Source organism: Vibrio sp. 378 (genome assembly GCF_033339435.1).
Genome location: NZ_JAWOUO010001272.1, coordinates 1 through 506, shown reverse-complemented (window position 1 = coordinate 506; position 506 = coordinate 1). Strand labels below are relative to the sequence as shown.

General features: G+C 44.7%; 1 pseudogene. It reads left to right on the top strand.

The features are described from left to right. A pseudogene (locus R7Q48_RS31520) lies at window positions 1-506 on the top strand (hypothetical protein); the annotation flags it as partial.

The following is a 506-nucleotide window of genomic DNA, read 5'->3' as shown; positions in this document are numbered from 1 at the left end:
TACGTGCGTATTCCGGATGAATATTGGGTACAAGCGGGTTTGGCGGATTTCTACATTGGTAAAAACAAAGTCACAGGTAATTCGGCAGCATTGGCGGTTGATGACCAATATCAAGATGATATCTACAACCAAGGTCGCTTAGCGTATTTTGGCCAAGGTAAGTTTGGTGACAAACTTCGAATCACCACCCACTTTGATACCAAAGAGAGTGACGTGCGAGACATGTTTAAGCACCCGTTTGCCTCTGATTCATCCAGCGTATTCGACATTCTCGAAGACGACGATGAAATGTATTACGGCAACTACGGTGACAGCTCGAACATCTACAAAGTGGTCAACACCAAAGGCAAAGTGTATCTCAACGTTGAATACGACAAATCCAACGTTTTGTGGGGGAACTACAACACAGGTATAACTGGTACTGACAACAACGATTACAACCGCAGCCTATATGGTTTCAAAGGTGACTATCGCACACGTTCTACCACCAAGTTCGGTGAAGATCG